The sequence below is a fragment of the Microcystis sp. LEGE 08355 genome (assembly GCF_015207185.1).
Lineage (GTDB): Bacteria > Cyanobacteriota > Cyanobacteriia > Cyanobacteriales > Microcystaceae > Microcystis > Microcystis panniformis.
Window position 1 is genome coordinate 1 of sequence record NZ_JADEXI010000814.1, and the last position, 1,622, is coordinate 1,622.

Sequence of the window (1,622 nt, forward strand, 5' to 3'; positions counted from 1 at the left end):
GAAAGGTAGTCGGAGAGGCCGCCTTTAGCGGGAATCCGATAGAGAGGTTCGTAGTTAACCCAGTACGGGTCAAAGCGTACAAAGCTAATTCTAGATGCAATATTTGCGTACAGAATTAGTAACTATAGCTAGGTAGTTTTTGCTGGCACTGTCGCCTCCATCTCAGTTATTGAGACCTTGGTCGCTGATTTCGGCGTTAAACGACGGATAAATTCCAGGGGTAAACCGTCTGTATCGGCAATAAAGGTGACTTCATAGACATGATCGCCGATCATCTGTTGTTGAGGTGGCAAAAGAATGTTTAAAGGTTGATATAGATCGGCATCTTCTTGATGAGCTTGCTGAAAGTTATTTGTTAATTTTTCTAACCATTCTGGTAAATTGCTGACATTTTCTGTTAGGTCAAAAGACAAGTGATAATAACCGACATAATGCTGATCACCAAAGGCATCGGGTGCAGGTTTCGGTTGGGGAATTTGGATTAATTCGATGCGTCCGTTTAACCCGGTTAGCCAACAGGCCAAAGTATAACCCGTGGTGAATCTTTCCTCTAGGGTAAAACCGAGAAGTTGATAAAAAGCGATCGCCCGATGGATATTAGCCGTCCGAATAGAAGCATGGTGCATTTTCAGTGATCAGTAATCAGTCAAAAAGACGAAAATAGGGGTAACGTTTGGGAACCCCCGGTTCTTTTTCCAGATCAAAGTTAATTACATCCCAACAGGGTTCATCGGGGGCATCGGGGCTAAATTCTACTGGTAAACCGTAGAGACGGGGAATAATGGCTTCACCCGGTTCATTACCGCGCCAAGTAGTGTTACGTTCTAGGTAGGAACTAACTAAATCGCGATAACGGTTGGCAATAATCACTTTAGTCGCTTTAAATCCTTGAGTATAGAGGCGATCGAGTGCTTCGTGAATCTCAAAACGAATACCATCCGGGTGAGTGTGTTGACGATACCACTCACCATTCCAGAGTCGCCAATGTCGTCCTGACTGCAAGTGAACCAACTCTCCCGTTTTGGGATCGGCTTCAAAAGCCCCATGACGCGGACACAAATAGGTATCCGTCAAAGTGAGGGCGGGGATTAGCTGCCGACAATGAGGACAATGGATATCGGGGCCAAAAACAGGGTATTGTAAACTTGCATTGATCATGGGAGAACCTAAACTAAAAATTGCTATCTTTGTACCAATAATCCTACCCATATTATACCCAACCAAATTGGACGGGCATTCTCTTTCGACTCTAGTGCAGATCCTTTCATGTCTTTAGATAACTTAAGATCAACTTCTAATTTCTGGCCGATTGTCGATGTCAGTCAAGCGGCTTTTATCGCCCCTAATGCCACGGTAATGGGCGATATTTCCCTAGCTGTGGGGGTGAGTGTTTGGTATGGGGCAGTATTGCGCGCCGACGTGGAACGCATCGAAATTGGGGCCTATACTAATATCCAAGATGGGGCGATCCTACACGGAGATCCAGGCAAAATTACTATCCTTGAAGATTACGTTACCATCGGGCATCGGGCGGTAATTCACGCAGCCCATATTGAACGCGGTTGTTTAATCGGCATTGGGGCAGTGATTCTCGATGGTGTGCGCGTCGGGGCGGGTAGTAT

Annotated in this window: 3 protein-coding genes; 1 reads left to right on the top strand and 2 read right to left on the bottom strand. The window is 45.7% G+C overall.

Translation table 11 applies throughout. The features are described 5' to 3' along the window. Nucleotides 1-128 precede the first annotated feature (128 nt). Both IQ242_RS24300 and IQ242_RS24305 read right to left on the bottom strand, forming a co-directional pair. Nucleotides 129-626 (bottom strand): VOC family protein, encoded by a 498-nt coding sequence (locus IQ242_RS24300; RefSeq protein ID WP_193961721.1) that lies wholly within the window; start codon nt 624-626, stop codon nt 129-131. Nucleotides 627-642: 16 nt separating this feature from the next. Then, a complete protein-coding gene (locus IQ242_RS24305; RefSeq protein ID WP_043995535.1) occupies nt 643-1,158 on the bottom strand; it encodes a TIGR02652 family protein in 516 nt (171 codons plus the stop codon). Between the two features lie 108 nt (nt 1,159-1,266). Between IQ242_RS24305 and IQ242_RS24310 the strand changes: the two genes are divergently transcribed. After that, nucleotides 1,267-1,622 (top strand): gamma carbonic anhydrase family protein (locus tag IQ242_RS24310; protein ID WP_193961722.1); only part of this gene is annotated, 356 nt, incomplete at its 3' end.